Here is a 22,937-nt window from a genome sequence, read left to right on the forward strand (position 1 = left end):
TACCATCAGAACGCCAAAATAAAAAGCCGCAACACAATGCTGTGCGGCTTTGTTCGCTATATAGCAGGCGGGCAACGTTCTAACATCAGGCCAGCACGCAACCCCAACGCCACGTCCGGGTTGGGGAACAAGACATACTCACAGGCCGATTCCACCACGTAGCGCGTATCACCGTCTTCCGCCAACAGTGTCCCCTTGGCGAAAGGCGTGAAGTTCAGCGTCTGCATGGACATATGCAGCCGGAAGTCCGCGCTGCGGCGGGTAATCTGCTGCACCACCCGGTAGTAAAGCGGCGTTGCCGCTGCGCCACCGCCAGATTCCCCCGCCAGCAAGTTCGCCAGCTGTCGTTCAACCAGCGCGAACTGGCTAAGATCGTTTTGTCCGAAAGGTCGTGCCTTACCCAGTTCCAGCGTGCAGGACAGCGCGTCAAACGTTTCGCAGGTAAAATGGGTAAATGTTCCCCCCGGCGCCTGATGAAACACCAGCGCCTGCAGCCCCGCCGAGCCCAGCCAGCGTAAAAAATCCGCGTCCCACGGGGTCTCTCGCATCGGCAATACGCCAAAACGCGGGTGATGAGAACCACGAATGGCGGTATGCATATCAAGATGCCAGCGCGTCTCAGCCGGGCAGCGCTGGTAAAACGCCGCTACGGTTTGCTCGAGGCTGGCGGCGCGTACGGTTTCATCACTCACCGGGAAATGCCGCCAGCGGGCGCCAAACATCCGGTTGAGATCGCTGTGCAGGTAGCGTTTGTTATCACGCAGCGCTGGCGGGTTACCCAATACCACCAGCAAATGCCAACGCAAGGCCTGTTTGCCGCTGATTAATGCGGTCAGTAGATTATCGAGGATTTCAACCGGCGCGGTCTCATTGCCGTGGATCCCCGCCGACAGCACCATCGCCTGCGAGCAACTTTGATGCGGCGTCAGCTGTAGCACTCCGGCTTCACGCCACTCCCAGCGAAAGTTGGCCGTTTCGCCCTCCGGCTGCGGCGGCAGCCTCCCCGCCAGCGTTAACGCCAGAAATTGTTTCATGCCGCCTCCTTAGCGCTGAAAAGGGTAGATCGATCCCAACTGTAAAATCTGGGTTAATCTGTCCAGCGCTTCGCGCCCTTCCACCAGTAACTGCGGGTCGGCGAGATCGGCCTGCGTCAGCCGATCGCGGTAATAACAGTCAACCCAGTCATTGAGCGTGGCAAATAGCGTATCGTTCATCATCACCGCCGGGTTCACCGCCCTGCGCTCATCGTCGGTCAGCACTACCCGCAGACGCAGGCACGCAGGCCCACCGCCATTGGCCATGCTTTCGCGCAGGTCGAACACCCTCAGTTCATCAATCGGATTATCCTGCGCCAGCAGCGCGTTGAGATAACGCCAGACGCGCGGATGCTCCTGCGCTTCGCCGGGCAGCACCAGCAGCATGCTGCCGTCGGGTTTGCTGAGCAGTTGGCTGTTAAACAGATACGTTGCCACCGCTTCGGCAACCGTCACTTTCGAGGAGGGAACCTCAATCGGCATGAAGTTCGGTACTTTCAGTGCCAGCTGGCGCAGCAACGCGGGCTGATCGACAAATGCCTGCTCGTGGCAAAACAGCACCTGCCGGTTACTGACCGCGATCACATCGTTGTGGAACACGCCCTGATCAATCACCTGCGGATTTTGCTGGGCAAAAATCACCTGGTTAGGGTTAAGCTGATTGAGACGCGCCACCGCCTCACTGGCGGCTCGCGTTTGTCGCGCCGGATAACGCTGCGGCTGACTGGCGTTCAGCGAATCACGACCGTAGATAAACAGCTGCGTCCCCGGCTGCCCATAGTCACGCCCTAGCCGGTTATGGTTCGCCGCCCCTTCATCGCCCAGCGCCGCCACCGATGGCAGCGGGCCATGTACGGCAAAGTGCGCCGGATGCGCAAAAATGGCCTGCAGCACGGCCTGAGTGGTCGGCGCTTCGCTGGCGCGGTGCAGCAGGCTACTGAGGTTGGCGACCGTCAGGTGCACCTTGCCATCTAAAGCATCCGCCGAGGGGCATACCGTCGCCGCGTTCGCGACCCACATTGCCGACGCCGAACTGGCCGCGCTCAACAGTTCCGGTGCCTGTGCGGCAGCCTTCGCGACGACCTGATCATCGCGGCCGCTAAAACCAAGCTGGCGCAGAAGCGCCACGTTCGGCCGCTCCTGCGGTGGGATCACGCCTTGCGGGAAACCGGCATCCGCCAGCGCCTTCATTTTCAGCAGCCCCTGCTTCGCCGCCCGCTGCGGATTTGAAATGTGGTACTGGTTGCGGGTTGAAGCCTCATTACCAAACGACAGCCCAGCGTAGTGGTGCGTTAGCCCCGGCAGACCGTCAAAATTCACCTCCCAGGCGTTCATGATGGCACCTCGCGCTGGAAATCCAGCCCTGGGTTGAGCGTCGCCGGCAAGGTCGCCGTCGGCGCTTCAAGGCTGGCCATCGGCCACGCACAATAATCGGCGGCATACCAGGCTCCCGGACGATGGTTGCCGGACGCGCCGACGCCACCAAACGGCGCGGTGCTGGCCGCCCCGGTGAGCGGTTTATTCCAGTTCACGATACCGGCCCGCGCTTCCAACAGCAGACGCTCAAATTTATCCCGTTCCGGTGAAATCAGCCCGCAGGACAGCCCATAGCGCGTCGCGTTGGCAAGCGCGATAGCCTGGTCGAAATCATCATAGCGCCAGACGCCCAGCAGCGGCCCGAACACCTCTTCATCGGCGATATCATGTGCTTCGCTCAGCTCAACAATACCCGGCGTCAGCAGCGAGGTACCCGGCTGCAACAAACGCGGCGCCAGCAGCGTCACGCCGCCATGTTCTACCTGCATCTGCCAGGCCTGGTGCACGCGCTCTGCCGCCTGCGCCGAGATCAGCCCGCCAATAAACGGCTGCGGCTCGGCATCCCAGGCCGCGGGAATAATACGCCCGCTTACCTCCACCAGCCGCTGTAGAAAGGCATCACCCAGCGCGCCGCGCTTGACCAGCAGCCGACGCGCGCAGGTACAGCGCTGCCCGGCGGTAATAAACGCCGATTGAATGGTCAGGTGTACGGCGGCATCGATATCCGTGGGTTCATCAACGATCAGCGGATTGTTACCGCCCATCTCCAACGCCAGCATTTTTTGCGGCTGCCCGGCAAGTTGACGATGCAGATGGAAGCCGGTTGCCGAACTGCCGGTAAACAACACGCCGTCAATACCCGGCTGAACGCTTAGCGCTTCGCCGGTCTCACGACCGCCCTGCACAAGATTGAGTACCCCCGGCGGCAGCCCCGCCTGTTCCCAGAGCTTCACTACGGCCTGGGCGCAGTCCGGCGCCAGTTCGCTGGGCTTAAACACCAGCGTATTTCCTGCCAGCAGCGCGGGAACAATGTGGCCGTTCGGCAAATGTCCGGGGAAATTATAGGGGCCGAACACCGCCAGCACGCCGTGTGGCCGGTGGCGTAGCGTCGCCGCGCCATCGGCCATATCGGCATGGCTTTCGCCGGTCCGGCTGTGATAAGCCTTCACGGAAATGGCGATTTTATTGATCATCGCCGCCACTTCGGTCGCCGCTTCCCAACGCGGTTTCGCCGTCTCGCGGGCGATGGTCTCCGTTAGCGCGGCTTTGTTTGCCTCCAGCAGACTGGCAAACGTTTCAACAATTTGCTGACGTTCGCTGAACGCACGCTTCGCCCAGGCAGGAAAGGCGTGCCGGGCAGCGTCCACGGCGGACTCTACCTGCAGAGCGCTGGCATCGTGACCCTGCCATACCGTTTCACCGCTGACCGGATTGGCGCGCTGACGGCGCGGCCCCTCGCCGATCAGCCATTTTCCATTAATCCATAGGCTCATATCTTCTTCTCCTCAGGGCACAGGCGGACCAAGCGAACCGCATCGCCCGGATGGCAGTTCAGGGCGTCCAGCTGCTCAGCGTTTAACGTCAGGGTTTCGCCCGCCGGGTCGGCGTGCACCAGCATGGCGCGATAGTGCTGATACTGTTCATTCGCAACCACGCACAGCGGCAGGTCGCTGCCGCCGGTTTCCCCTTCCGTCACCGTCACCAGGCGACTTTTGCGCACCGCGCGCACCCGGTCGATTTCACACTCCAGCGTCGGGCCGCCGTCAAAAATGTCGACATAATCGCGATAGCGGAAACCTTCTTTCTCCAGCACGGCTCGCGCAGGCGCGGTTTGCGGATGAACTTGCCCGATCACCGCGCGGGCTTCTTCACTGAGAAAATCGGTGTAGATCGGATGTTTCGGCATCAGCTCGGCGATAAACGCCTTCTGACCGGTACCGCACAGGTAGTCAGCGCGGGCGAACTCCATCGAGAAGAAGCGTTTTCCCAGGCTTTCCCAGAACGGCGAGTAGCCGTGTTCGTCAATCACGCCGCGCATTTCCGCCACCACCTTATGGTTGAAGCGATCGCGAAAGGCAGCCATAAATAAGAAGCGCGAGGATGACAGCAAATGACCGTTGCTCTCTTTGCGCCACGCCGGGTCAAGGAACAACGTGCACAGCTCGCTGCTGCCGGTATGATCGTTGGTCAAAAACAGCGTCGGCAGCGCGTTGTAGACGTTTAACTCTTTCGAGGCATGCACCAGCGTTCCGACCCGATAGTTGTACCAGGGGTCGTTGATCCCCACCGCCACTTCGATGGCGCACACCCCCACCACCGCGCCGCTGCGGGTATCTTCCAGCACGAAAACGTACCCCTGATCACCGCGCGGCAACGTTCCCTGCCAGGTCGCCTGCGAGCGGGCGATACGCGCCGCCAGCGTCTGTTCATCGGCGGGCAGCGAGGTCAGCCCGCCGCCCGTTTCCCCTGCGAGGGTTAAGAGGCCAGGCAGATCGCCGGCCCCAACCGGACGGATAATCATCATGATGATTCTCCCGCGACAAAACGTTCACAGGTGGCAGCGAAGCGGTTGAGACCGAGGGTCACATCCTCTTCTTTGACGATAAGCGCCGGGGCAAAGCGGACCACGTTGGCCCCGGCAATCAGCACCATCAGCCCTTCTTCGGCGGCCAACAGGCTTATCTGTTTGGCCTTACCGGCATATTCATCGCGTAGCGCGCAGCCAATCAGCAAACCGACGCCGCGAATCTCTTTAAACAGCCCAAACTGCGCGTTAATGGCCTGCAAGCGCTCTTTAAACCACTGCTCGCGTTGCTTCACGCCGTTGAGCACCTGTGGGGTGTTGATAATCGACAGCACCTCGCCGGCGACCGCACAGGCTAACGGATTGCCGCCGTAGGTTGTACCGTGGGTGCCCACCGTCATCACGCTGGCAAAGGCTTCGCTCGCCAGCAGCGCGCCTATCGGGAATCCGCCGCCCAGCGCTTTCGCCGTGGTGAGCAGGTCCGGCGTGACGCCGTAGTGCATATAGGCATAGAGCTCGCCGGTGCGCCCTACGCCGGTCTGCACCTCGTCAAAAATCAGCGCCGCGTGGTGGCGATCGCACAACGCGCGCAGCTCTTGCAGAAACTCAAGCGCGGCCGGGATCACGCCGCCTTCACCCTGGATAGGTTCCACAATCACCGCGCAGGTATCGTCGTCAATCAGTACGCGGGCGGAGTCGATGTCGTTATAGACGCCGTGGCGAATATCCGGCGGCAGCGGCGCGAAATCCTGTGAGTATGCGGGCTGTCCCCCGGCGGTGACGGTAAACAGCGTGCGGCCATGAAATGCGTTTTTAAACGCCACGATGCCGCTTTTGTGGCTGCCAAAGCGGTCATGAGCATATTTACGCGCCGTCTTCAGCGCCGCTTCGTTGGCCTCAGCGCCTGAGTTACAGAAAAAGATACGATCGGCAAAGGTGGCGTCAATCAACTGTTTCGCCAGCCGCAGCGCCGGTTCGTTGGTATAACCGTTACCGGTATGCCAGAATTTCCCCGCCTGCTCGGTCAGCGCGCGGATCATCGCTGGATGGGCGTGCCCCAGCGCATTCACGGCAATCCCCCCCGCAAAATCGATATAGCCCTTACCCTGTTGATCCCACAGCCAGGCGCCCTCACCGCGTACCGGAATAAACGGTGCCGGTGCGTAAACCGGCATCATCCACTGATCAAAATCTTGACGGCTGATTGACTGAGACATAGCGACCTCGACAGGTAAATAAATAGTTTATTTTTTGTTAATTAATTGAGTGCATTTCACTGTAAATGTAGATTGCACGGTTCGTGCCAGCGAGGAGAAAAAGTGCATAAACGGAGAGCGAATACGAAATATCAATAGGTTACAAGGTCATCTTATTCATCATAATTGCATATAAAGTGAATATTAATGTCATACAGCGATGTTGCAGGGGGAAATTAAGAAATATTATGCATCAGCAAAATATCATTCTGGATTTGTGATCGACTGCGAAATTTATCGTAGATTTACGCCTCATAACGGCGCAGATTGCCTCAACCTGGTGCAAATTTTGCTCGCCCGGATGGCAGCGGCAATAAAAGAAATCGGTGATACCGCTGGGCGAAGGCAGCGGGCAACGTTAAATTCTGCTACTATCCCGTCACAATTCATTCTGCAAAGTGGCGACGACTATGAAATTTGTCTCTTTTAATATCAACGGCCTGCGCGCCCGTCCTCATCAACTGGAAGCCATCGTCGAAAAGCATCAGCCCGATGTGATTGGCCTGCAGGAGACAAAGGTTCACGACGACATGTTTCCGCTGGAAGAGGTCGCAAAGCTCGGTTACCACATTTTCTACCATGGTCAGAAGGGCCACTACGGCGTCGCAATGCTGACAAAAGCCGAGCCGGTTGCCGTTTATCGCGGCTTCCCGACCGATGATGAGGACGCCCAGCGCCGCATTATCATTGCCGAAGTGCCGTCGCCGTTTGGTAACGTCACGGTGATTAACGGCTATTTCCCGCAGGGGGAAAGCCGCGATCACGAGACCAAATTCCCGGCGAAAACCAAATTCTACCAGGATCTGCAGGACTACCTGGAAACCCGCCTGAGTAAAGAGAACCCGGTGCTGATCATGGGTGACATGAACATCAGCCCGACCGACCTCGACATCGGTATTGGCGAAGAGAACCGCAAGCGCTGGCTGCGCACCGGTAAGTGTTCGTTCCTGCCGGAAGAGCGCGAGTGGATGCAGCGCCTGCTGGGCTGGGGCCTGGTGGATACCTTCCGTAACGCTAACCCGGAAACCCACGACCGCTTCTCATGGTTTGACTATCGTTCCAAAGGGTTTGATGACAACCGCGGTCTGCGTATCGATCTGCTGCTGGCAAGCACCCCGCTGGCGGCGCACTGCGTGGAAACCGGCATCGACTATGAAATTCGCGCGATGGAAAAACCGTCGGATCACGCGCCGGTGTGGGCAACCTTTAAGTAAGCGTTATCCTGGGTAGTCCGCGCAGGGCTACCCAAATAATTCTGAGCAAAATCAATAAACAGGCGCTAAACTCTTGCTGGACTCTCGATTGTATAATAACGTCGCGCGCACCTTTTCTTCCCGGCAGGAGGACCCCATGCAAAAGAAGTCGGTACCGCACAGCCTCTAAGCTCCTGCTCATGGCTGTTGTTATCAGCCTGCTTTTCTCTTTGATTCACCGCTTCGGTCTCATTGACCTGATAACCCATTTGCGCCGTCTGCAGGATACCGTGCAGGCCAGCGGTACGCTCGGCTATGCGCTCTACATCGCGCTGTTTATTCTCGCCACGGTCTGTCTGCTGCCAGGGAGCGTGCTGGTGCTGGCAGGCGGTATCGTGTTTGGCCCGTGGCTCGGCACCCTCCTGTCTCTGATTGCCGCCACCGTCGCCTCGGCGCTGTCGTTTTTACTGGCGCGCTGGCTGGGACGCGCGCTGCTGCTGAAATATGTCGGGCATACGCACACCTTTCAGACTATTGAACGTGGGATCGCGCGCTCCGGTATCGATTTTCTGATTCTCACCCGCCTGATCCCGCTGTTTCCGTACAATATTCAGAACTACGCCTACGGCTTAACCGCTATTCGCTTCTGGCCGTATACGCTGATCTCCGCGCTCACCACCCTACCGGGGATCTTTATTTATACCCTGATGGCCAGCGAGCTGGCGACGGACGGCATCACCCTCGCCTTCATCCTCAAGCTGAGCCTCGCGGGGCTGGCACTGTTTGCGCTGGTCCAGGCGGCGAAAGGCTATGCGCGCCATAAACGCGTGGCGCTGCCCGTTGAGGATGGCGAATGAAACCTATCTGGTACGCCCGCGCGCTGGTCGTCGCGGCTTTTATCGCTTTGCTGCTGGCCTGGTGGTGGATACCGAGCGTTAACCTTTTTATCCACAATAGCCTGGGCGCATTTCTGGCGCTGGATCAGCAGGGCATCGAGCGCTTTATTCACTCTTATGGCTCGCAGGCCGCGGTGGTGTCGTTCCTGCTGATGATTTTCCAGGCCATTGCCGCGCCGTTGCCGGCGTTTTTGATCACCTTCGCTAACGCCTCGCTGTTTGGCGCTTTCTGGGGCGGCGTGCTCTCCTGGAGCAGCGCAATGGTCGGGGCGGCGCTCTGTTTTTATATCGCCCGCCTGATGGGGCGCGGCGTGGTTGAAAAACTGACCGGGAAAACGGTGCTCAAGAGCGTCGACGGGTTTTTCGATCGCTACGGCAAACACACGATCCTTATCTGCCGCCTGCTGCCGTTCGTGCCGTTCGATCCAGTGAGCTACGCCGCGGGTTTGACCTCGATCCGCTTTCGCCATTTTTTGTTGGCGACCGGCCTTGGCCAACTGCCCGCGACGATTGTCTACTCGTGGGTCGGTAGCTTACTCACCGGCGGCACGTTCTGGTTGGTGACCGGGCTGTTTATTCTGTTTGCACTGACTATCGTTATTTTTGTCGCTAAGACGTTTTATCACGAACGCCAAAAGAGGAAATCCTGATGCGTTATCACGGAGAAACCCGTCGTCGCCTGCGTTATGGCCTGCTGGGGCTGCTTTCACTCTGCTCACTCACTGCGGGTGCCGCCGACTGGCCACAGATTGAACAGGAAGCCAAAGGTCAGACCGTGTGGTTTAACGCCTGGGGCGGCGACGAAGCGGTCAACCACTACCTGGACTGGGTCAGCGGCGAAGTGAAACGTGATTACGCAATTGACCTGCGCATTGTGCACATCGCCGACGCGGCAGATACGGTAAAACGCATTCAGACCGAATCTCGCGCCGGGCGCAAAACTAACGGTTCAGTGGATCTGTTATGGGTCAACGGCGAGAATTTCCGCACGTTGAAAGAGGCCAATTTGCTGCGTACCGGTTGGGCGGAGCAACTGCCGAACTGGCGCTATGTCGACGTGACAAAACCCGTTCGCGAAGATTTCTCCGTGCCGGTCGAAGGCGCCGAGTCGCCGTGGGGCAGCGCACAGTTGACCTTTATCGCTCGTCAGCAGCAAACGCCGCAGCCGCCCCGCTCCGCGCAGGCGCTGCTTGAGTTCGCCAAAGCGCATCCCGGTACCGTCACCTACCCACGCCCGCCGGATTTCACCGGCACCGCGCTGCTGGAGCAACTGTTGATTAACCTCACCGGCCAGCCCGATGCGCTGAAACAGCCGCCGGAGGAGAAAACGTTCGCCGCCGTCACCGCGCCGCTGTGGGCCTATCTGGACCAGCTCCACCCGCTGCTGTGGCGCAACGGCAAAGATTTCCCGCCGTCGCCCGCGCGGATGGACACCATGCTGGCCAACGGCACGCTGCGCCTGTCGCTGACCTTTAACCCGATGCACGCAAAGCAAAAGGTGGCGAAAGGCCAGTTGCCGAAAGATAGCTACAGCTTCGGCTTTAGCAACGGTATGCTCGGCAACGTCCACTTTGTCACCATCCCGGCCAACGCCTCCGCCAGCGCCGGGGCGCAGGTGGTGGCAAACTTCCTGCTGTCGCCTGCGGCGCAACTGCGTAAAGCCGACCCGGCGGTGTGGGGCGACCCCAGCGTGCTGGATCCGGCAAAGCTCGACGCCGGGCAGCAAAAAACGTTGCAGGACCTGATGCCGGAAAATACTCCGCCGGTGCTGGCTGAACCGCATGCGGCATGGGTTAACGCGCTGGAGCAGGAATGGCTGCGCCGTTACGGTACGCATTAATACTGCTGTGCTGGGGCATGATGCTGATCATCTATCTGCCCCTGCTGCCAGCTGCGGGTATCCTCCTCGCCCCCGCACTGTCGCTGACGCACTGGCAATCGTTACTGTCCGACCCGCAGCTGCCGCAGGCCGTGGCGGCAACGTTGGTTTCAACGCTTATCGCCGTCGGCGGCGCGCTGCTGTTGACGCTGCTGCTTATCACCACCCTCTGGCCTTCACCTGCCTGGCAGCGGCTGTCATCGCGCCTGCCATGGCTGCTGGCGCTGCCGCACGTCGCTTTCGCCACCTGCGCGCTGCTGCTGTTTGCCGAGGGCGGCGCGCTGTACCGCCTGCTGCCGACGCTGACGCCAGTACAGGATCGTTACGGTATTGGGCTCGGCCTGGTGATGGCGGTTAAAGAGAGCGGCTTTTTGCTGTGGGTGTGCTGGGCGCTGCTCGGTGAACGGCGGTTGGCGGAACAAGTGGTGATGTTTAAGAGCCTTGGCTACGGACGCGGTCAATGCCTGACCAGGGTGATCCTCCCTGCGCTGATGCCATCGCTGAGCGTCGCGCTGCTGGCCACCACTGCCTGGACACTCTCGGTGGTAGATGTGGCGACGATCATTGGCCCCGGAAACCCGCCGACGCTGGCGGTGCTGGCCTGGCAATGGTTGAATGACGCTGACCCGTATATTCAGGCTAAAGGGGGGCTGGCCTGTCTTTTGCTGCTGGCGATCCTCACAGCATTGGCCGCTGCGGCCAGCCTGTGCTGGCACGTCTGGCGGGGATATACGCCGCGTCTGAACGGCACTCGCCAGCCACATTTCCCGATGTTACCCGGCAGACTCATCGGCCTGGTGTTGCCGCTGTGCGGGCTGCTGTGCGTTATGTTTTTGTTGGGGTTAGCGAACAACACCTTGCCTGCTCCCGAAACCCTCGGCAACAGCCTGTGGCTGGCGCTGCTGTCGGCGTTCACCGGCGGCGCAGTCTGCCTGTTCTGGTTGGAATGGGGCCCCAGACGGCATCACCCTTGGCTGGATCTTCCCCTGATACTGCCGGCGCTGCCGTTGGCCGCCGGGCAGTATCAGCTAGCGCTGTACGGCTGGTTGGATGGCCAGTTCACCACCGTGCTATGGGGACATCTGCTGTGGGTCGTGCCGTGGATGCTGTTCGTGCTGCGTCCGGCGTGGCGACAGATTGACCCGCGTCAGACATTGCTGGCGCAAACGTTGGGATGGAGCCGTCTACGCCGATTCTGCCAGCTGAAATGCCCGCTGATTATCCGTCCTTTGCTCTCTGCGCTGGCGGTGGGCTTTTCCGTCAGCATCGCCCAGTATCTGCCCACTCAGTGGCTAGGCGGCGGACGAATCCCTACGCTTACGACCGAGGCGGTCGCCTTGAGCAGCGGCGGCGCGACCGACACATTAGCCGCCCAGGCGTTGTGGCAACTGCTGCTGCCGATGATCTTTTTCCTGCTGACCGCGCTGCTGGCACGGCGCATCAGCCATTTTCGACGAGGTCTACGGTAATGTTACAGGTGCGAAATCTGACCCTCACCCTCGCCGGTCAGCCGCTGCTGCGTGCGGTTAACTTTGTCGTTCCCCCCGGCGAAATTGTGACGCTAATGGGCCCTTCCGGCTGCGGAAAATCCACGTTATTTGCCTGGATGGTGGGTGCGCTGGATGGCGCGTTTCGCGCACAAGGCGAACTGTGGCTTAACGATAAGCGTACCGACACGCTGCCAACCGAAAAACGACGTATCGGCATTTTGTTTCAGGACGCGCTGCTGTTCGACCACCTGAGCGTAGGGCAGAATTTGCGGCTCGCACTGCCGGCAAACGTTGCCCGGGATACCCGCCAAATGCGGGTTGAGCAGGCGCTGGAACATGCCGAACTGTCTGGCTTTTACGCCCGCGACCCGGCCACGCTTTCCGGTGGCCAGCGCGCCCGCGTTGCCCTGCTGCGCGCCCTGCTGGCACAACCTGATGCGCTGCTGCTGGATGAACCGTTCAGCCGCCTTGACCAACAGCTACGCGGCAGTTTTCGCCAGTGGGTGTTTAGCGAACTCCGGCAGCAGCACATTCCGGTGGTACAGGTCACCCACGACCCGGATGACGTACCGGCTGGCGGCCGCTGTCTGCAGCTTGCAAACTGGCGTTGACGCGGGAAAAACTGCGTTAACGCAAGGTTTTTCTTTCACCAGAGGTTCAAAATGACGCTCCTTTTATCCTCGTCGGACGATTTGATGAAACGTGTTTCTCAACTGACCGCGCTGGCCCTTGCACTCGGCCTCGCCTCCTCTGTCTTCGCCGCTGAAACGGCAAAAACTTTGACCTTCACCCATCTGCTCCAGCAAAAAGGCACCGCCATCGATACGCGTCTGAGCGCGTTCTACAACGGCTGGCCGCAGCAGGCGAACGGCCCGCAGGGGCATGAACCGGGGGCGCTAAACCTCTCCGCCAGCTGGCTTTCCGCGATGAGCAATGAACAGTTGATCGCCTGGGCGCAGCAGCACCAGCTGAAAAAAGAAACTGACATTGCCCTCTACGGCGACAGCAAAGATAACGACGCGGTGGCTAAACGCCTGAAAGAAGCGGGCTACACCAACATTTCCACCCTGAGCGACGCGCTGCAACAGCCCGAGCGTCTGCAAAAGCTGCCGCACTTCGAACAGTTGGTTTATCCACAGTGGCTGCATGACCTGCAACAGGGGAAAGACGTTCCGGCGAAACCGGCGGGCGACTATAAGGTGATTGAAGCCGCCTGGGGCGCGCCGAAGCTGTATCTGGTCAGCCATATTCCGAATGCAGGCTATATCGACACCAACGAGGTGGAAAGCGAGCCGCTGTGGAATAAAGTCTCCGACGCGCAGCTGAAAGCGATGCTGGCGAAACACGGCATTCGTCATGATACAACCGTGATCCTTTATGGGCGCGACGTTTATGCCGCAGCGCGCGTGGCGCAGATTATGCTGTATGCCGGTGTGAAAGACGTTCGTCTGCTCGATGGCGGGTGGAAAACCTGGTCGGATGCCGGTCTGCCGGTCGAGCGCGGCTTAGCAAAAGAGGTGAAGCCTGAGCCAGATTTCGGCGTGACTATCCCGGCACAACCGCAGTTGATGCTGGATATGGAACAGGCGCGCGGTCTGCTGCATCGTCAGGACGCATCGCTGGTGAGTATTCGTTCGTGGCCGGAATTTATCGGCACCACCAGCGGCTATAGCTATATCAAGCCAAAAGGTGACATTGCTGGCGCACGCTGGGGCCACGCGGGGAGCGACTCCACCCATATGGAAGACTTCCATAACCCGGATGGCACAATGCGCAGCGCGGATGATATCGCGGCGATGTGGAAATCCTGGAATATCACGCCAGACCAGCAGGTGTCCTTCTACTGCGGTACCGGCTGGCGCGCCTCGGAAACCTTCATGTACGCCCGCGCAATGGGCTGGAAAAACGTCAGCGTCTACGACGGCGGCTGGTATGAGTGGAGCGGCGATCCGAAAAACCCGGTTGCCACCGGCGATCGCGGCCCGGGTAGTTCACGTTAATCCACGTTTTCATGGCGCTGAAGATTTTTCAGCGTCATGTACCCTCCCCACACGCGATTGAACGTTGTCAGCCAGCACAGCGCGCCAAAGATCCACGCCATCCACGCAAACCACGCCGGAAACAGGCAGCCCAGCACAAACAGCAGGATAGTCTCAGTCCCTTCGGTTAAGCCGCCAAGATAGTACAATGACTTATGGGCATAGCCGGGGTTATCAATCTGATGTTTCGCCGCCAGCGCGGCGAAGGCCAGAAAACTGCTACCGGTGCCCATAAAAGCGAACAGCAGCCAGCCGCCAGCCAGCGCGTTAGCCGCCGGGTCGGCGAGCATAAAACCGAACGGCACCAGCGCGTAGAATAAGAAATCCAGCGCGATATCGAGGAAACCGCCCGCGTCGGTCAGCCCGCGACGACGGGCCATCGCGCCGTCCAGACCATCCAGCAGACGATTAACAATAATGGCGACCAGCGCCGCGCCATACCATCCCTGCGCCAGAAACGGCAACGCCAGTATGCCGATAGCAAAACCGACCAGCGTAATGCCATCCGCCGACACACCGGGCTTATCCAGAGCCTGCGCGGCACGGTTAAGCCAGGGTTTCAGGCGTGGGTGCAGGTGTTTATCAAGCATCGGTTTTTTCTCTCATCGAACACAGCCCTTGTGACGGGATTTCCAGCGCGGCATTGAAGCGCGCGGATAAATTCTGGAACGCCACCAGCGCGGTCATTTCCGTAATTTGCGCATCGTTAAAGTGACAGTGTAACTCATGCTTTTGAGCCTCGGAGATCCGCGGCGGCGTGGCGGTCATCGCCTCGGCGTAATCCAGCGCGGCGCATTCAGCCGGGGTAAACAGCGCCGAAGTACGCCACGCCTCCAACGCCAGCACTTTATCCATCGCCCCGCAGCGCTGCGCCAGGCGCAGACTGTTGGCGTCAATGCAGAACGCGCAGTCGCACTGCTGGGATACGCGGGTCATCAGCAGCGCGCGCAGCGTCGGGTCGAGTCGCGCTTTTTTGCGCTCCAGATAGCCGACAAACAGCGCCACCAGCCAGAACAGGCGCGGCATGCGCCCCCACCAGCGCGTAGGATTGAGGACCTCGCCATAATGCTTGCGCTGCATGGCGGCAATCGGTTTTAAACTGAGCGGTAATTGGCTGAGCGGCTGCACCCAGGGTTGGCGGTTTTTCACCCGGAGACTCCTGCAAAACTTTAGCTAACGGCAAAGCAAGGATAATATGGCAACTCCTTTATCTCGTCTTTGACCGTTATGCTGAAAACCATTGATGTTGTTGCCGCTATTATCGAACAAAATGGCAAAATTCTTCTCGCCCAACGTCCACCTCATGCCGATCAGGCCGGGCTGTGGGAATTTGCCGGGGGCAAAGTGGAGGCCGGAGAGAGCCAGCAGGAAGCGCTGATCCGCGAGTTGCAGGAAGAGCTGGCGATCACCGCCTGGCCCGCCTGCTATGTCGCCAGCCATCGTCGTGAAGTCTCCGGACGTATCATTCATCTGCACGCCTGGTACGTGCCGCGCTTTGAGGGCGAGCTCATCGCGCGCGAGCATAGCGCGCTGGTGTGGTGCACGCCTCAGGAAGCGCAAGGCTACGATCTGGCCCCCGCCGACGTGCCATTATTAGCGGCGTTTATGGCTTTACCCGACGCCAAACGAGCGGGTTGGTGCTAATCGCGCGTTCATCACGCTGGCACTGGAGCAACACACCCTCAACTTTCACCACCGCCCCTTCCGAGTAGTTCTGATTTTCATAAATGCAGCACTGGGTACATTGCTGCACGCGTTGGCTGCTGTTGTTGTTGCTGAACACCTCAGGGGGAACGTTAACTTCCACCTGAGGACGCGCCTGCGCGGCGCTACAAAACAGCGCTAACGCGCCAGCAATCCAGAAGCATTTCATCGTCTATCTCCTTAAAAAAGCACCTCGTATTACTATCGACCAAATGGGCGCGCAACTTAACTTTTTTACGTCATCGCTTTTGGTTATGACCCGGCATTGAGTATTAATTTTATTCTGCTTCCGGAAAATCCTTGTCATCCGTTAGCAGGGTAGTGATATAGTCGAAATAACGCACGCTATTAAACACAACCATAACAACTACATACATCCACAATCATAAGAGGTACTTATACTTATGGACAAGGTTTGCTCCCTGGATACCTTCCTGGCTCATGTTCAACAGCGCGACCCACACCAGACCGAGTTTGCTCAGGCCGTACGCGAAGTCATGACAACACTCTGGCCGTTCCTCGAACAAAACCCGCGCTATCGCCAGCTCTCCCTGCTGGAAAGATTAGTTGAACCTGAGCGAGTGATTCAGTTCCGCGTGGTGTGGGTGGACGACCGTAATCAGGTACAAGTTAACCGCGCCTGGCGCGTACAGTTCAGCTCGGCCATCGGGCCGTTCAAAGGCGGGATGCGTTTCCACCCGTCCGTAAACCTGTCTATCCTGAAATTCCTCGGCTTTGAGCAGACCTTCAAAAACGCCCTGACGACCCTGCCAATGGGCGGTGGTAAAGGCGGCTCTGACTTCGATCCGAAAGGCAAAAGTGAAGGCGAAGTGATGCGTTTCTGCCAGGCGCTGATGACCGAACTCTATCGTCATCTGGGCTCTGATACCGACGTCCCGGCGGGCGATATCGGCGTGGGTGGTCGTGAAGTCGGCTTTATGGCCGGGATGATGAAAAAACTGTCTAACGACACCTCCTGCGTCTTCACCGGTAAAGGGCTCTCCTTCGGCGGCAGCCTGATTCGCCCGGAAGCCACCGGCTATGGCCTGGTGTACTTCACCGAAGCGATGCTCAAACGTCACGGTCTGGGCTTCGAAGGTATGCGCGTGGCGGTGTCAGGTTCCGGTAACGTGGCGCAATATGCCATTGAGAAGGCTATGGAGCTGGGCGCGCGCGTGATCACTGCCTCCGATTCCAGCGGCACCGTTGTTGATGAGTCTGGCTTCACCAAAGAGAAGCTGGCACGCCTGTGTGAAATTAAGGCCAGCCGCGACGGCCGTGTTGCCGACTACGCGCGTGAGTTTGGTCTGGTGTATCTGGAAGGCCAGCAGCCGTGGAACGTGGCGGTGGATATCGCCCTGCCGTGCGCCACGCAGAACGAGCTCGATGCCGACGCGGCGCGTGTACTGATCGCCAACGGCGTCAAGGCAGTAGCGGAAGGTGCTAACATGCCGACCACGATTGAAGCAACCGATCTGTTCCTCGAAGCGGGTGTCCTGTTCGCGCCGGGTAAAGCGGCGAACGCCGGCGGCGTGGCCACTTCTGGTCTGGAAATGGCGCAGAACGCCGCACGTATGAGCTGGAAAGCGGAGAAAGTGGACGCGCGTCTGCACCACATCATGCTGGATATTCACCATGCCTGCGTTGAGCACGGCGGCGAAGCGAAGCAAACCAACTACGTTCGCGGCGCGAACATCGCTGGCTTTGTGAAAGTGGCCGACGCGATGCTGGCGCAGGGCGTGATTTAAAACAAATAGCCCGGACGCGAAAGCGATGCCGGGCTATCGTTTTGAACCGTAGGCCTGATAAGCGCAGCGCCATCAGGCAGCCTGAGTATATTGCCGGATGGCGGCGTAAACGCCTTATCCGGCCTACAAATAGACATCCCCGACTATACGTCTGGCTCAGGGCTTGCCGCGGCCTTCTTACTCTTCCCCTTTCCTTTACTGAATGACTTCTTCGCCCCACCCGGCGCTGCCAGCCCGCGGAACTGCCGCACCGGCGTGCTCTTAGCCTGGTCAATCAGCTGGAATAAAGTTCCCACTAGCGGCTGCATAAAGTCCTGATAGCGGCACTGCTTTTCGCTGATTTGCGTCAACGTGGACTCCCAGTGCGCGGTCATATCCGGACGCGTCGCCATTTCGGGCAACGAGTGGAACAGCGCTTTACCGGCGTCGGTAGAGTGAATATAGCGCCCTTTTTTGGTCAGGAAACCGCGCTTAAACAGCAGCTCGATAATACCGGCTCGCGTCGCTTCGGTGCCTAAACCGTCGGTCGCGCGGAGGATTTTTTTCAGATCTTTATCCTGCACAAAGCGGGCGATACCGGTCATCGCTGACAGCAGCGTGGCGTCGGTAAAGTGGCGCGGCGGCTGGGTTTGTCGCTCAACAACTTCGCCATTCTCGCACAGCAGTTCGTCCGCTTTTGCCACCACCGGCAGCGGCGTGCCGTCGTTCTCTTCGTCACGCTCTTTCGCCCCCAGCAGCGTACGCCAGCCCGCTTCCGCCAGGAAACGCGCTTTGGCGACAAACTTACCGTTAGCGATATCCAGATCGATCTGACATTTACGGTAGACCGCATCCGGGCAGAACTGCATCAGATACTGACGCGCGATCAGGTTATAGACCTTCGCTTCGTTGTCGTTGAGATTGACGTGGCTGGCGCGCGCGGTTGGGATAATCGCGTGGTGGGCATCAACCTTTTTGTCGTCCCAGCAGCGGTTACGGGTGTCAGTGTTGACCACCGGCTGCGGTAACAGGTCCGGAGCGTGAACGCCAATAGCGTTGATCACCGCGTGACGGCCCGCGAAATGTTCTTCCGGCAGATAGCGGCTGTCGGAACGCGGATAGGTGATCACCTTGTGGGTTTCGTACAGTTTCTGACAGATATCCAGCACGTTCTGCGCGCTAAGGCCAAAACGTTTCGCCGCCTCAATCTGTAAAGCCGACAGCGAAAACGGCAGCGGCGCGGGTTCCGAGTCACGCTTGTCGTTATAGGCCGTGACCAGCGCGGGCTGCCCGGTAATGCGTTTCACCACGTGTTCCGCAAGCGCGCGGTTGAGCAGACGACCTTCTTCATCCTGATGCGGTTCACAGGCTTCGCTTGGCTGCCAGACGGCGGTGAAGCGCTCGTCTTTCGGCGTGACGATGTGGGCCTTCACCTCAAAGAAGTCTTTTGAGACGAAGTTTTCAATCTCTTCATCGCGGCGCACCACCAGCCCCAATACCGGGGTCTGCACGCGCCCCACGGAAAGCACGCCCTGATAGCCGGCGTTGCGCCCCAGAATGGTATAGGCACGGGTCATATTGATCCCATACAACCAGTCAGCGCGTGCACGTGCCAGCGCCGAGACGCACAGCGGAATAAATTCGCTGTTGGCACGCAGACGGGTAATCGCTCGCTCCACCGCCTGCGGGTTGAGGTCGTTTATCAAACAGCGCTGCACCTGCTGGCGTTTTTCCGCCGACAGTTGCAGGTAGTCCAGCACTTCATCCACCAGCAGCTGTCCTTCGCGATCGGGGTCTCCGGCGTGAATAACTTCGCTGGCTTCATGAAGAAAACGCTTAATGACGTTCAGCTGTTTGGTGACCGATGGGCGTGGCTGGAGCTGCCATTTTTCCGGCACGATCGGCAGATCCTGGAGATTCCAGCGCGCATAGCGGCTGTCATAGACGTCCGGCTGCGCCTGCTCCAGCAGGTGACCAATACACCAGGTCACCACCTGGCCGTTGCCACATTCGATAAAGCCGTCGCCCTTGCGGTGGGGCTTCGGCAGTACATCCGCAATGGCGCGGGCCAGACTCGGTTTTTCCGCAATGAACAACCGCATGGGGTCAGCGCAGCTCGACCATCGGACGGCCACCGCGCGCGGTGACCAGTTCACCGATAGCGGTTAGCGTGATACCAAACTCGGCGGCAGCCTCCTGTACGGCGGCTTCGGCGTCAGGCGTCACCGCCAGCAGCAGGCCGCCGGAGGTTTGCGGGTCGCACAGCAGCGCACGCTGAGCCTCGCTCATCGCGCCCATCAGATGGCCGTAGCTGGCAAAGTTACGCTCGGTACCGCCCGGCACGGCGCCCTGGGCAATATACTCTTCCACGCCCGGCAGTTTCGGCACGGCGGCAAAATCAATCTGCGCCTGTACGCCAGCGCCCTGGCACATTTCGCTCAGGTGGCCCAACAGGCCAAAGCCGGTGACGTCGGTCATCGCCTTCACGCCGTCGATATTGGCAAACGCCGAGCCCACGAGGTTCATCTGGCACATCACTTCCGTCGCCAGTCCCTGATGTTCAGGCTTGAGCAGGGATTTTTTCTCGGCGGTGGTCAGCACGCCAATGCCCAGCGGCTTGGTCAGGAACAGCTTGCAGCCTGCCTGCGCGGTGCTGTTTTTCTTCACGCGTTCGGTAGGCACAATCCCGGTAACCGCAAGGCCGAAAATCGGCTCCGGCGCGTCGATAGAGTGGCCGCCCGCCAGCGCGATCCCGGCCTGTTTGCAGGCAAAGCGCCCGCCCTCGGTCACTTCGCGCGCAATTTCCGGCGCCAGTTTGTTGATCGGCCAGCCAAGGATGGCAATCGCCATAATCGGCTTACCGCCCATGGCGAAAATGTCGCTGATGGCGTTGGTTGCCGCAATACGGCCAAAGTCGAACGGATTGTCGACAATCGGCATAAAGAAATCGGTGGTGCTGATGACCGAGGTACCGTTACCCAGGTCGTAAACGGCAGCATCGTCGCGAGTTTCATTGCCAACAAGCAGGTTGGGGTCGATAAACTTCGTTTGCTCGCTGTGCAGGATGGTCTCCAGCACTTTGGGCGAAATTTTACAACCGCAACCCGCTCCGTGGCTGTACTGCGTTAAACGAATGGCCTGCTCGCTCATGGACAACTCCTGTCATTGCTTTGGCATTTGCATAGAAGGTGTATGTTAACGCCAGAACACAGCGGTGATAAGTACGACTGTCTGAATTCGCGGGCATTTGCCTGAAATCCAGACAATCGTGGTGATTTTTCAGAGATAACGGACGAATGGAGCCGTATCCGGTGGCGTAATGGTGGTCGAAGCCTTCAGTTGCGGAGTGCCCAGATAGAGGAAGCCGACGATCTTATCCTGTTCGCCGCAGTTAAAGCGCGCGCGCACTACCGGGCTATCGGTCAGCGCGCCGCTGCGCCAGATACCGTTAAAGCCCTGCGCGACCGCCGCCATTTGCATCGCCATCACCGCACAGCCCGCCGACATCTCCTGCTCCCACTTCGGCACCTTTGGGTGATCCTGACATTTGGCGATCGCCACAATAATCATCGGCGCGCGGAACGGCGCGTTACGCGCTTTCTCGATGGCCTTCTCGTCACCGTTTGCGGCGATCGCTCCCTGTTCCAGCAACTGGCTGAAACGTTCGCGGCCTTCGCCTTCCACAATCACAAACTGCCACGGTTGCAGCGTGCCATGGTCCGGCGCACGCAGCGCGGCGCGGAGAATATTTTGTAGCGCGTCCCCCGCCGGGGCCGGTTCCGTCAGGCGGGAAGCGCTGCGGCGATTCACCAATAGTTCCAGTGCGTCCATTGAATCACTCCTCTCACGTTATTTTTCATAAAATTAACATGCGCAAGGATTTTGTTACAGCGCAGAAGGCGATTCCTGCTGACAAGCGGCGACGGTCTATTTAGGATAGCCACACGTTTTACCGTTTCGGTAAACCTTTTTTCGTTTTTGCAGGGAGAATACATGCGAACTGTATGGCGCTTCATTGCCGGATTCTTTAAATGGACGTGGCGATTACTCAATTTCGTCCGTGAGCTGGTGCTGAATCTGTTCTTTATTTTGCTGGTGCTGGTCGGCGTCGGCATCTGGATGCAGCTTAGCAGCACCACGGAACACAGTACCCGCGGCGCGCTGCTGATGGACATCAGCGGCGTGGTGGTCGACAAGCCGTCACCGAGCAGCAAGCTTAGCGTGATTGGCCGCCAGTTCTTTGGCGCCAGCTCTGACCGTCTGCAGGAAAACTCCCTGTTTGATATTGTGCAAACCATTCGCCAGGCGAAAGATGACCGCAATATCACCGGCATTGTGCTGGATCTGAAAAACTTTGCTGGCGGCGATCAGCCTTCTATGCAGTATATCGGCAAAGCGCTGCGCGAATTCCGCGACAGCGGTAAGCCGGTCTACGCGGTGGGCGATAGCTATAGCCAGGCGCAATACTACCTGGCCAGCTTCGCCAATAAAATCTGGCTGTCGCCGCAGGGCGTGGTCGATCTGCACGGTTTTGCCACCAACGGGCTGTACTACAAAACCCTGCTCGACAAGCTGAAGGTTTCAACCCACGTGTTCCGCGTCGGCACCTATAAGTCAGCCGTCGAACCGTTTATTCGCGACGATATGTCCCCTGCTGCGCGCGAAGCGGACAGCCGCTGGATTGGCGAACTGTGGCAGAACTATCTCAACACCGTCGCGGCAAACCGCCAGGTGACGGCGCAGCAGATCTTCCCGGGCGCACAAGGTGTGCTGGATGGTCTGCGCAAAGTCGATGGCGACACGGCGCAGTATGCGCTGGATAACAAGCTGGTTGATAACTTAGGTTCCAGCGCGGATATCGAAAAAGCGATGACCAAAGCGTTCGGCTGGAGTAAAGCCGACAATAACTACAGCGCCATCAGCATGTATGACTATGCGGTGAAAACCCCGGCGGATACCGGTTCGAGTATCGCGGTGGTGTTTGCCAACGGCGCCATCATGGACGGTGAAGAAACCCCGGGTAACGTCGGCGGCGATACCACTGCAGCGCAGATTCGCGACGCGCGTCTGGATCCGAAGGTGAAAGCCATCGTGCTGCGCGTGAACAGCCCTGGCGGCAGCGTAAGCGCTTCTGAGGTCATTCGTGAAGAGCTGGCGGCGGCGAAAGCGGCGGGCAAACCGGTGGTGGTCTCCATGGGCGGCATGGCGGCCTCCGGCGGCTACTGGATTTCTACCCCTGCTGACTACATCGTAGCCAGCCCGAGTACGCTAACCGGCTCGATCGGTATCTTTGGCGTCATCAACACCGTGGAGAACACGCTGGATTCAATCGGCGTGCACACCGACGGCGTCGCCACCTCGCCGCTGGCGGATATGGCGATGACCAAAGCGTTGACGCCGGAAGTGCAGCAGATGATGCAGCTCAGCATCGAAAACGGCTACAAACGTTTTATTACCCTTGTGGCGCAGTCGCGTAAGAGCACGCCGGAAGCGATTGATAAAATCGCTCAGGGCCATGTCTGGACCGGCGAGGACGCCAAAGCCAATGGCCTGGTGGATAGCCTTGGCGACTTTGACGATGCGGTAGCGAAAGCCGCCGAGCTGGCGAAAGTGAAGACGTGGCATATCGACTACTATCAGAGCGAACCGACGTTCTTCGATATGGTGATGGACAACCTCTCCGGCTCGGTACGCGCCTCTCTGCCGCAGGCGCTGCAGGCGTATCTCCCGGCTCCGCTGGCGAACGCCGCCAACGCAGTGAAGGCCGAAAGCGATAAGCTGGCGGTGTTCAACGATCCGCAAAATCGCTATGCAATTTGCCTGACCTGCGCCAATATTCGCTAATCGCAATCCCCTCCTTGCCGGAGGGGATTTTCTT

General features: G+C 59.0%; 22 protein-coding genes. 11 read left to right on the top strand and 11 right to left on the bottom strand.

Going from position 1 to position 22,937, the window contains the following annotated elements; genetic code table 11:
- Window positions 1–56 precede the first annotated feature (56 nt).
- Genes astE through GY169_RS14030 form a run of 5 tightly spaced genes read right to left on the bottom strand, consistent with a single transcriptional unit; the run spans window position 57 to window position 6,092 of the window.
- Window positions 57–1,034, bottom strand: a complete 978-nt coding sequence (astE, locus tag GY169_RS14010; RefSeq protein WP_167576127.1) for a succinylglutamate desuccinylase — start codon at window positions 1,032–1,034, stop codon at window positions 57–59.
- Between the two features lie 9 nt (window positions 1,035–1,043).
- Window positions 1,044–2,369, bottom strand: coding sequence for an N-succinylarginine dihydrolase (gene astB / locus GY169_RS14015; protein WP_167576128.1), 1,326 nt, complete (start codon window positions 2,367–2,369; stop codon window positions 1,044–1,046).
- Window positions 2,366–3,844 (bottom strand): succinylglutamate-semialdehyde dehydrogenase, encoded by a 1,479-nt coding sequence (gene astD, locus GY169_RS14020; RefSeq protein ID WP_167576129.1) that lies wholly within the window; start codon window positions 3,842–3,844, stop codon window positions 2,366–2,368. Before astD ends, astB begins: the two co-directional genes overlap by 4 nt.
- The gene (astA, locus tag GY169_RS14025; RefSeq protein WP_163445677.1) at window positions 3,841–4,875 is read right to left on the bottom strand and encodes an arginine N-succinyltransferase; all 1,035 of its coding nucleotides are present in this window, start codon (window positions 4,873–4,875) and stop codon (window positions 3,841–3,843) included. The genes astD and astA overlap by 4 nt, the downstream gene beginning before the upstream one ends.
- Window positions 4,872–6,092: an aspartate aminotransferase family protein gene (locus GY169_RS14030; protein WP_167576130.1), complete on the bottom strand. Its 1,221-nt coding sequence runs from the start codon at window positions 6,090–6,092 to the stop codon at window positions 4,872–4,874. The genes astA and GY169_RS14030 overlap by 4 nt, the downstream gene beginning before the upstream one ends.
- A 199-nt stretch (window positions 6,093–6,291) precedes the next feature.
- On the opposite strand from GY169_RS14030, the gene GY169_RS14035 reads away from it, so the two are divergent.
- The 8 genes from GY169_RS14035 (at window position 6,292) to GY169_RS14070 (ending at window position 13,589) form a co-directional block, all read left to right on the top strand.
- The gene (locus tag GY169_RS14035) at window positions 6,292–6,561 is read left to right on the top strand and encodes a hypothetical protein (RefSeq protein WP_163445681.1); all 270 of its coding nucleotides are present in this window, start codon (window positions 6,292–6,294) and stop codon (window positions 6,559–6,561) included.
- On the top strand, window positions 6,542–7,345 hold the full coding sequence (gene xthA / locus GY169_RS14040) for an exodeoxyribonuclease III (protein WP_065357619.1): 804 nt from the start codon (window positions 6,542–6,544) through the stop codon (window positions 7,343–7,345). The genes GY169_RS14035 and xthA overlap by 20 nt, the downstream gene beginning before the upstream one ends.
- Before the next feature lie 179 nt (window positions 7,346–7,524).
- Window positions 7,525–8,181, top strand: coding sequence for a TVP38/TMEM64 family protein (locus GY169_RS14045; protein WP_163445683.1), 657 nt, complete (start codon window positions 7,525–7,527; stop codon window positions 8,179–8,181).
- Complete coding sequence (locus GY169_RS14050; protein ID WP_163445685.1) at window positions 8,178–8,870, top strand: TVP38/TMEM64 family protein; 693 nt, start codon at window positions 8,178–8,180, stop codon at window positions 8,868–8,870. Before GY169_RS14045 ends, GY169_RS14050 begins: the two co-directional genes overlap by 4 nt.
- A complete protein-coding gene (locus tag GY169_RS14055; RefSeq protein ID WP_411908093.1) occupies window positions 8,870–10,060 on the top strand; it encodes an ABC transporter substrate-binding protein in 1,191 nt (396 codons plus the stop codon). Before GY169_RS14050 ends, GY169_RS14055 begins: the two co-directional genes overlap by 1 nt.
- Complete coding sequence (locus tag GY169_RS14060) at window positions 10,033–11,568, top strand: ABC transporter permease subunit (protein ID WP_167576131.1); 1,536 nt, start codon at window positions 10,033–10,035, stop codon at window positions 11,566–11,568. The genes GY169_RS14055 and GY169_RS14060 overlap by 28 nt, the downstream gene beginning before the upstream one ends.
- Window positions 11,568–12,200, top strand: a complete 633-nt coding sequence (locus GY169_RS14065; RefSeq protein ID WP_167576132.1) for an ATP-binding cassette domain-containing protein — start codon at window positions 11,568–11,570, stop codon at window positions 12,198–12,200. The genes GY169_RS14060 and GY169_RS14065 overlap by 1 nt, the downstream gene beginning before the upstream one ends.
- Window positions 12,201–12,284: 84 nt before the next feature.
- Window positions 12,285–13,589, top strand: coding sequence for a rhodanese-like domain-containing protein (locus GY169_RS14070; RefSeq protein ID WP_167576133.1), 1,305 nt, complete (start codon window positions 12,285–12,287; stop codon window positions 13,587–13,589).
- On the opposite strand, the gene GY169_RS14075 is transcribed toward GY169_RS14070, so the two are convergent.
- Both GY169_RS14075 and GY169_RS14080 read right to left on the bottom strand, forming a co-directional pair.
- Window positions 13,586–14,218 (bottom strand): CDP-alcohol phosphatidyltransferase family protein, encoded by a 633-nt coding sequence (locus GY169_RS14075; protein ID WP_167576134.1) that lies wholly within the window; start codon window positions 14,216–14,218, stop codon window positions 13,586–13,588. The two genes, GY169_RS14070 and GY169_RS14075, sit on opposite strands and share 4 nt — an antisense overlap.
- Entirely contained in the window at window positions 14,211–14,777 is a 567-nt protein-coding gene (locus GY169_RS14080; RefSeq protein WP_223882101.1) for a carboxymuconolactone decarboxylase family protein, read from the bottom strand. Before GY169_RS14080 ends, GY169_RS14075 begins: the two co-directional genes overlap by 8 nt.
- A gap of 78 nt (window positions 14,778–14,855) precedes the next feature.
- On the opposite strand from GY169_RS14080, the gene GY169_RS14085 reads away from it, so the two are divergent.
- Entirely contained in the window at window positions 14,856–15,272 is a 417-nt protein-coding gene (locus GY169_RS14085; RefSeq protein WP_283164033.1) for a pyrimidine (deoxy)nucleoside triphosphate diphosphatase, read from the top strand.
- On the opposite strand, the gene GY169_RS14090 is transcribed toward GY169_RS14085, so the two are convergent.
- Complete coding sequence (locus GY169_RS14090; RefSeq protein ID WP_163445695.1) at window positions 15,232–15,501, bottom strand: DUF1496 domain-containing protein; 270 nt, start codon at window positions 15,499–15,501, stop codon at window positions 15,232–15,234. The two genes, GY169_RS14085 and GY169_RS14090, sit on opposite strands and share 41 nt — an antisense overlap.
- Window positions 15,502–15,736: 235 nt before the next feature.
- Here GY169_RS14090 and gdhA point away from each other — a divergent pair, with 235 nt between their 5' ends.
- Window positions 15,737–17,080: an NADP-specific glutamate dehydrogenase gene (gene gdhA / locus GY169_RS14095; RefSeq protein ID WP_167576135.1), complete on the top strand. Its 1,344-nt coding sequence runs from the start codon at window positions 15,737–15,739 to the stop codon at window positions 17,078–17,080.
- Window positions 17,081–17,223: 143 nt separating this feature from the next.
- On the opposite strand, the gene GY169_RS14100 is transcribed toward gdhA, so the two are convergent.
- From GY169_RS14100 to GY169_RS14110, 3 genes are all read right to left on the bottom strand, one after another.
- Window positions 17,224–19,161 (bottom strand): DNA topoisomerase III, encoded by a 1,938-nt coding sequence (locus GY169_RS14100; protein ID WP_163445697.1) that lies wholly within the window; start codon window positions 19,159–19,161, stop codon window positions 17,224–17,226.
- Window positions 19,162–19,165: 4 nt separating this feature from the next.
- Window positions 19,166–20,209 carry a selenide, water dikinase SelD gene (selD, locus tag GY169_RS14105; protein WP_163445699.1) on the bottom strand — a complete coding sequence of 348 codons (1,044 nt, stop codon included), beginning with the start codon at window positions 20,207–20,209 and terminating at the stop codon, window positions 19,166–19,168.
- A gap of 129 nt (window positions 20,210–20,338) precedes the next feature.
- A complete protein-coding gene (locus GY169_RS14110; protein WP_167576136.1) occupies window positions 20,339–20,890 on the bottom strand; it encodes an NAD(P)H nitroreductase in 552 nt (183 codons plus the stop codon).
- Window positions 20,891–21,052: 162 nt separating this feature from the next.
- Between GY169_RS14110 and sppA the strand changes: the two genes are divergently transcribed.
- Window positions 21,053–22,903, top strand: coding sequence for a signal peptide peptidase SppA (gene sppA / locus GY169_RS14115; protein WP_167576137.1), 1,851 nt, complete (start codon window positions 21,053–21,055; stop codon window positions 22,901–22,903).
- The last annotated feature ends 34 nt before the right edge of the window (window positions 22,904–22,937 follow it).

Origin of the sequence: Kluyvera genomosp. 3 (genome assembly GCF_011765685.1) — a bacterium.
In the GTDB taxonomy this organism is placed as follows: Bacteria; Pseudomonadota; Gammaproteobacteria; order Enterobacterales; family Enterobacteriaceae; genus Kluyvera; species Kluyvera georgiana_A.

Excerpts from the sequence above, each read along its gene's own strand:
- astE (WP_167576127.1), bottom strand. The coding sequence starts at position 1,034 with ATGAAACAATTTCTGGCGTTAACGCTGGCGGGGAGGCTGCCGCCGCAG.
- astB (WP_167576128.1), bottom strand. The coding sequence starts at position 2,369 with ATGAACGCCTGGGAGGTGAATTTTGACGGTCTGCCGGGGCTAACGCAC.
- astD (WP_167576129.1), bottom strand. The coding sequence starts at position 3,844 with ATGAGCCTATGGATTAATGGAAAATGGCTGATCGGCGAGGGGCCGCGC.
- astA (WP_163445677.1), bottom strand. The coding sequence starts at position 4,875 with ATGATGATTATCCGTCCGGTTGGGGCCGGCGATCTGCCTGGCCTCTTA.
- GY169_RS14030 (WP_167576130.1), bottom strand. The coding sequence starts at position 6,092 with ATGTCTCAGTCAATCAGCCGTCAAGATTTTGATCAGTGGATGATGCCG.
- GY169_RS14035 (WP_163445681.1), top strand. The coding sequence starts at position 6,292 with ATGTTGCAGGGGGAAATTAAGAAATATTATGCATCAGCAAAATATCAT.
- xthA (WP_065357619.1), top strand. The coding sequence starts at position 6,542 with ATGAAATTTGTCTCTTTTAATATCAACGGCCTGCGCGCCCGTCCTCAT.
- GY169_RS14045 (WP_163445683.1), top strand. The coding sequence starts at position 7,525 with ATGGCTGTTGTTATCAGCCTGCTTTTCTCTTTGATTCACCGCTTCGGT.
- GY169_RS14050 (WP_163445685.1), top strand. The coding sequence starts at position 8,178 with ATGAAACCTATCTGGTACGCCCGCGCGCTGGTCGTCGCGGCTTTTATC.
- GY169_RS14055 (WP_411908093.1), top strand. The coding sequence starts at position 8,870 with ATGCGTTATCACGGAGAAACCCGTCGTCGCCTGCGTTATGGCCTGCTG.
- GY169_RS14060 (WP_167576131.1), top strand. The coding sequence starts at position 10,033 with ATGGCTGCGCCGTTACGGTACGCATTAATACTGCTGTGCTGGGGCATG.
- GY169_RS14065 (WP_167576132.1), top strand. The coding sequence starts at position 11,568 with ATGTTACAGGTGCGAAATCTGACCCTCACCCTCGCCGGTCAGCCGCTG.
- GY169_RS14070 (WP_167576133.1), top strand. The coding sequence starts at position 12,285 with ATGAAACGTGTTTCTCAACTGACCGCGCTGGCCCTTGCACTCGGCCTC.
- GY169_RS14075 (WP_167576134.1), bottom strand. The coding sequence starts at position 14,218 with ATGCTTGATAAACACCTGCACCCACGCCTGAAACCCTGGCTTAACCGT.
- GY169_RS14085 (WP_283164033.1), top strand. The coding sequence starts at position 14,856 with ATGCTGAAAACCATTGATGTTGTTGCCGCTATTATCGAACAAAATGGC.
- GY169_RS14090 (WP_163445695.1), bottom strand. The coding sequence starts at position 15,501 with ATGAAATGCTTCTGGATTGCTGGCGCGTTAGCGCTGTTTTGTAGCGCC.
- gdhA (WP_167576135.1), top strand. The coding sequence starts at position 15,737 with ATGGACAAGGTTTGCTCCCTGGATACCTTCCTGGCTCATGTTCAACAG.
- GY169_RS14100 (WP_163445697.1), bottom strand. The coding sequence starts at position 19,161 with ATGCGGTTGTTCATTGCGGAAAAACCGAGTCTGGCCCGCGCCATTGCG.
- selD (WP_163445699.1), bottom strand. The coding sequence starts at position 20,209 with ATGAGCGAGCAGGCCATTCGTTTAACGCAGTACAGCCACGGAGCGGGT.
- GY169_RS14110 (WP_167576136.1), bottom strand. The coding sequence starts at position 20,890 with ATGGACGCACTGGAACTATTGGTGAATCGCCGCAGCGCTTCCCGCCTG.
- sppA (WP_167576137.1), top strand. The coding sequence starts at position 21,053 with ATGCGAACTGTATGGCGCTTCATTGCCGGATTCTTTAAATGGACGTGG.